This is a genomic window from Bradyrhizobium sp. (assembly GCF_017881085.1).
Classification (GTDB): domain Bacteria; phylum Pseudomonadota; class Alphaproteobacteria; order Rhizobiales; family Xanthobacteraceae; genus Bradyrhizobium.
The window spans coordinates 1-4,996 of the sequence record NZ_JADGRI010000365.1 but is presented as its reverse complement, the minus strand read 5'-3'; the positions used below and the strand labels follow the sequence as shown (position 1 = coordinate 4,996).

The window sequence follows — 4,996 nt, the reverse complement described above, 5'->3', positions numbered from 1 at the left end:
TCCCTCGACGACATCACCGGATAGGGTGGCCCACGGGATGCGCGTCACGCCCGAAGGGTACGCCCCTCGCTGTTGAGATTCGACGCTCTATGTGGTCATCGTGTGCGGATAGTCGCCCGATAATGAGGTCGGGCCTACGGTAGATACCCGACCCGAGACTGTCGCCCGCGCTCGTCCTCCTGGTGGCGGTCGCCGGTGCGACGATCCAAACAGGGCTCGTGGTCTGTTATGAGATGCGGAGCATGGACGTCTCCGCGCGGGAGTCCGCTCGCGGTGCCAAGGCGCCGTCGGCTTGCTCGAGGTGTTCGACGTAGGCGCGTGAACGCTCGACCTGCCCGGTCAACTCGCGCACCGTGACCTTCATCGTCTCTAGCGCCGTGGACTTGTACGAGTCGATCTGGTCTAGGGTGGCAAAGACGTTGTCCCACGCCCGCTGCAAGGCGGCGAGATCGACGCCCGTGCCGGTCGTCTGCGCCGTGACGTCGGCTGTCTGAGTCTTCAAGAGCTCTGACGTGCTCTCGATCATGCTGCTCGTCACCTCGCTGACGGCCTTGAGTTGTTCCACGACTAGGCGTTGATCAGTCAACGCCTGCGCGACCATGACCGCCGTCCGCAACGCCGCAGTGGTGGTGGTGGTGGCCGTCTGGATGGCTCGGACAACTTCCTGGTTGTTCTGCTGGACGACGCGCAGGGCGGCGTAGCCCTGGGCCGCGACGGCGAGCTGCGTCAGAATGTCCTGGAGTCGATGGCGAACCGGGAACAGAACGTCCTCGCGGAGGGTCCGTCCGCGCGCTGGGTCGCTCGCGGCCAGGATGTCGATGCGCCGTTCGAGCGCCTGGTCCAAGGTCCGCGCCATATAGGCGTATTGGCGCAGCGTCTCCATCTCGGTCCAGAGCGCGCGTTCTTCCTGGGCGATCGCCGCGTTGTCCGCCTGAAGGTTGTTGCGGCTGTCGGTTAGCGCCCGAATGATGGCCTGGATGTGGCTCTGCGCCTTTGTGTAGCGGTCGAAGTAGCTCCGCAGTCGGTCGCCCAAGGGAATGACGCCCAGGAGCTTCCGCGGAGTCATCTGGGCAAGGTCGTACCGCGCGGGGTTGAGGTCCTCGACGGTATGCCGAAGCTCGACCAGGTTCCTGGCGATCGGCGCCTTTCCCTCGAGGATGCCAGTCATCGCGCGAACCGGACGATCGAGCAGGCGGTTGCTCATCTCCGATGTGGCAATGACTTCACGCTCGCCGATGCTATTCACGTCGACGATCCGACGTCGATACTCCTCGCCATGCGCGTCCAATGAGGTCACGGAGTCGATGAAGGCTGCCACCAATGCATCGATCCGGGTCGCCACGTCAACGGCGACCGTGATGCCCGTCTCGGCTTCCTCCGGCGGAACCACGAGCACGGGGGCCGGCGCTGATAGGTCCAGAGCCGCCGTTTGAGCGGCGGCCTTATCCGGCGCGGTCAGGCGTTCAGACGCCGCTGACCCGCGGACGCTGCTATCGCTCATCAAACGGCTCCGGTGCCAGTCTCAGTCGAGGAGGCCGCCGGGGGAGTTTCCGACGCGCTTCCAGGGCGGACCCGACCCTGGCGACGCTGCGAGCCGGCTGGCACGACGGCTGGTTGCCCGGACCGGCTGGGGTGGTCGCTGCTGGGAGCGGATCCCTCGCCGTTCTGCGTACCAAGCATGGGCGCCATCGTCTGGCGGGCAATGTTCGCGAGCACACCAGCCTGCTGGATCATTTCGGCGAGCGTCTCGGTGACCCCGGCCGCCCCGTTCAGGACCGTGAAGGTACCTACATGTTCGAATGAGGACGCTGCTGCCCGCACGATCTCGGGAAGGTTGGCTGCGATCTGCTGCGCGATCACCGCCTCCTGATTCCGGCTCAACGCGGCGGCACGAAGCTCGATCCCGGCTGCTTCGGCCTGCATACGCGCCTTTACGGCATCCGCCTCAGCCACGCCGCGAGCCCGAATTGCGTCCCCTTCGGCCTCGCCGGTCAGCCGTGTGGCCCCAGCCTGCGCTTCGGCCTGGACGGTGACGGCTGCGGCCTGGGCTTGTGCAAGGACCTTCGTCTGCGCCGCCGAAGCCTCGGCGGCCAGGCGGACCTCCTGGGCGGCCGCCTCGGCCTGCCGGATCCGGACGTCGCGGGCAGCGGCCGCTAGGGTGGTCTGGCGATAGGCTTCGGCATCGGCGGGCTTCCGAACGTCGACCTGGAGCTGCTGCTCCGTTTGCTGGGCCTGGAGCTCGGCGACTCGAGTCTCCTGCTCGACCACGGCTTGCCTTGCCTTGGCCTCAGCCAGCGGACCTTGTTGCTTCGCCTGGTTGGTCGCCTGGTCGATCTCGGCCTGGTAACCGGCCTTCTTGATCTCGGTGTTGCGGGTCGATTCGGCGATCTGCGCCAGGGCCGTCTGTTCCTGGGCAACTGCCTCGCGCTCGGCGTTGGCGCGGGCGATGCGGGCGTTCTGCTCGACCTCAGCTTGGTGGGGCACCGCGAGGTTTTCGATGTAGGCGCTCGGGCTCGTAATCGCCTGGATCTGGAAACTGTCGATGACGAGCCCGAATGACTCCATCTCCTGGGTGCAACGGTCACGGACCTGCTGGGTGAACTTGTCCTGATCGCTAATCATGTCCTCGACGGTCATCGATCCGGCGATCGCCCGGAGGTGGCCCACGAAGACGTTCTGGACCTTCGTCTCGAGCTCCGTCGCCGGCCGATCCAGGAAGCGTCGCGCTGCGTTGGCGATCGACTGGTAGTCGTCGCCGACCTTGTACACGACGATGCCGCGCAGGTCGACCTGGATCTTCTGCTGGCTCACGCAGGGGACGGTGATCTCACTCTCGTGCGCCTCGAGCGACAGTCTGCGGACCTTCGTCAGTCCCGGCAGGATCAGCGCGCCGCGTCCTGTCACGATGTTGAAGCCCATGCTCTCGCCGGTGCCAACTGGCCGGCCGCTGGCCCGAAGGCCCGAGATGATCAGCGCCTCGTCCGGCTCAGCCACGCGCCAGCTCGCCCGGAACACGAGGGCAAGTGCGAGCAGCGCGAGAACGATGACGACGAGAACGACGACGGTCGCGACGCTGCTGTCCACTGTCATCTTGGGAGCCTCATAGCATCTGTCGGGGCAACCTCGACCGTGCGACCACCGAGGCTTCCGACGACGAGCACCTGGGTGTACCGCGGAATGGTCGCGTCTTTGTCGGCCGCGCGAGCGAGAAACCTCTCGGTGCCCTGCCGAACTTCGATCATGACCTCGCCCAGGTGTCCCGGCGTGATCTCTGCCGTGACACGAGCGAGCTTGCCGACGACGTCGAGACTCATGCCTCTCTCACCTGTAGGCGATTCCGAGATCCGTGGCTCAGGGCATCGTAGCCGCTAATGCTGTCGGTCGGACGAGCATCGCGGCCCGCGCGGATTCCTCGTTTGCTGGCGCGACTTGGCCTGAGGGGGGCTGCAAGCTGCCGTGAGCGAGGATTGCGGTGCCGACGTAGCTGGCCATTGACCAGCGCACGATCCCGGCATCGTGCGGGTTCGGCCAGGTGGTTACTTCCAGCGGATCAGTATTCTTTGCTTTTATGGTTGTTCTGGCAACGTCTGCAATGAAATCACTCGCATCGAGAATCTCCAATGGGTGCGGCTCTTTTAGAACGACGCCCAACTAGTCTCAGACCACGCGCAAGCGCCAAAGGCATGTTCATAGCGTTCTCGTAAGAAGCCATGAGTCTCAATTGTCGATTTATTCCTTAGAGGACCTTTCCTTGAGATAATCGAGGATCTTTTCCACAAAGATATCAAAGTCTTCCAGGTTCCGCTTGAACACTCCATACACAATGGCATCATCGATTCGCTCGTAGTAATGCACAATAAGGTTGCGAAAGGAAGCCATGCGCTCGAACCGAGGCAATTCCTCCCGTTGAATGACTCCTTGTTCGGCTAGTACCACAAAAGTATCACGATAATTTGCGGGTTCTCTAAACTGCTCGTCGGAGATGATATGTTGAGCAGCATCCAGACAAGCCTCGATCAGAATATGCAGGGTACGTTCTATGAATCGGCGGGCACGCCTGTCTGACTGGTAAACTTCCCAACTGATGTCACTCGCTTCTCTTAGATAAGAAACGTTCGCCTTGATGTCAGAAACAATTCGTTCCAGGAGCACCTGATCAACCATTTTCCGGGTAACTCCAAATTTCGAGGCTAAGGGTTTCGCACCCCATAGAGCACCATTCGAACATACCTGCGATGCAGGTGGAGGAAGTCTTCGTATAGTTTTCGGCCCTTGATTTCAAATTGCTTTCTCCTGACAGGATCCCGTTCAAAAATCAATCGGCCGAAGCGGCGTACCTGATATTTGAGAACTTCACCGGCGCGATTAAGCAAAACGAGATCAACCGGCCGTCCGCAAACCCGCTCGAGGTGAGATGCAAACGCGAGCAGCGGAAAGTCGTCGGCTTCGACAGGCTCAACAAGAATGGCAACATCAATATCCCTGGCTTTACGGACATCCCTTGTGACGGACGACCCGAAAAGATAGGCAGCAATGATACCCTGCTCCTCCCGGCACAATTCTGCAATCGTCTCAGAGAGTGTTTTCAAATCATCGATGAGCATAATTTGTGCGTCACTCCGATCTGTGAGGAGAAAAGCCTGCTGGCCGTGAGCCTGTTCTTTTCATGTGGCGTTGTCTGAGGGAAGGTTCAGTAAGTTGGCGATGTAGTCCACATAGCGCTGGTAATCGCGCAGGCAGGAGTTGATCGAATTGTGCACAAGGCTTCGGTCGAGGTCGTTGTAATCACGAATGAAGGCCATCTTCTTTTGAAAAAGCTTCTCCTCCAGAGCCCGGAGATCCTCTGAGTCCACAAAATCACGAAAGGCAAACGCTTTGTACTCGAGAAAATCATCCACATTTCCGATTGTACTTGACGATGTGATTCCATTCTTTACACTCCAATACCATATACCGATGATCGGTTGAGCTCAAGCATCAAAAAAAACATAAAAGT

Annotated in this window: 7 protein-coding genes; all 7 read right to left on the bottom strand. The window is 60.7% G+C overall.

Translation table 11 applies throughout. From position 1 onward, the window contains the following. Positions 1–226: 226 nt before the first annotated feature. Positions 227–1,501, bottom strand: a complete 1,275-nt coding sequence (locus QZ213_RS24565; protein WP_291688670.1) for a toxic anion resistance protein — start codon at positions 1,499–1,501, stop codon at positions 227–229. Continuing rightward, positions 1,501–3,090: a flotillin family protein gene (locus QZ213_RS24560; protein WP_291688669.1), complete on the bottom strand. Its 1,590-nt coding sequence runs from the start codon at positions 3,088–3,090 to the stop codon at positions 1,501–1,503. Before QZ213_RS24560 ends, QZ213_RS24565 begins: the two co-directional genes overlap by 1 nt. Further along, the gene (locus QZ213_RS24555; protein ID WP_291688668.1) at positions 3,087–3,314 is read right to left on the bottom strand and encodes a hypothetical protein; all 228 of its coding nucleotides are present in this window, start codon (positions 3,312–3,314) and stop codon (positions 3,087–3,089) included. Before QZ213_RS24555 ends, QZ213_RS24560 begins: the two co-directional genes overlap by 4 nt. Positions 3,315–3,351: 37 nt before the next feature. Continuing rightward, a complete protein-coding gene (locus tag QZ213_RS24550) occupies positions 3,352–3,651 on the bottom strand; it encodes a hypothetical protein (RefSeq protein WP_291688667.1) in 300 nt (99 codons plus the stop codon). Between the two features lie 78 nt (positions 3,652–3,729). Then, positions 3,730–4,164 carry a DUF86 domain-containing protein gene (locus QZ213_RS24545; RefSeq protein WP_291688666.1) on the bottom strand — a complete coding sequence of 145 codons (435 nt, stop codon included), beginning with the start codon at positions 4,162–4,164 and terminating at the stop codon, positions 3,730–3,732. Between the two features lie 26 nt (positions 4,165–4,190). Continuing rightward, positions 4,191–4,604 (bottom strand): nucleotidyltransferase domain-containing protein, encoded by a 414-nt coding sequence (locus QZ213_RS24540; RefSeq protein WP_291688665.1) that lies wholly within the window; start codon positions 4,602–4,604, stop codon positions 4,191–4,193. A gap of 60 nt (positions 4,605–4,664) precedes the next feature. Next, positions 4,665–4,898, bottom strand: a complete 234-nt coding sequence (locus QZ213_RS24535; RefSeq protein ID WP_291688664.1) for a hypothetical protein — start codon at positions 4,896–4,898, stop codon at positions 4,665–4,667. Positions 4,899–4,996 lie beyond the last annotated feature (98 nt).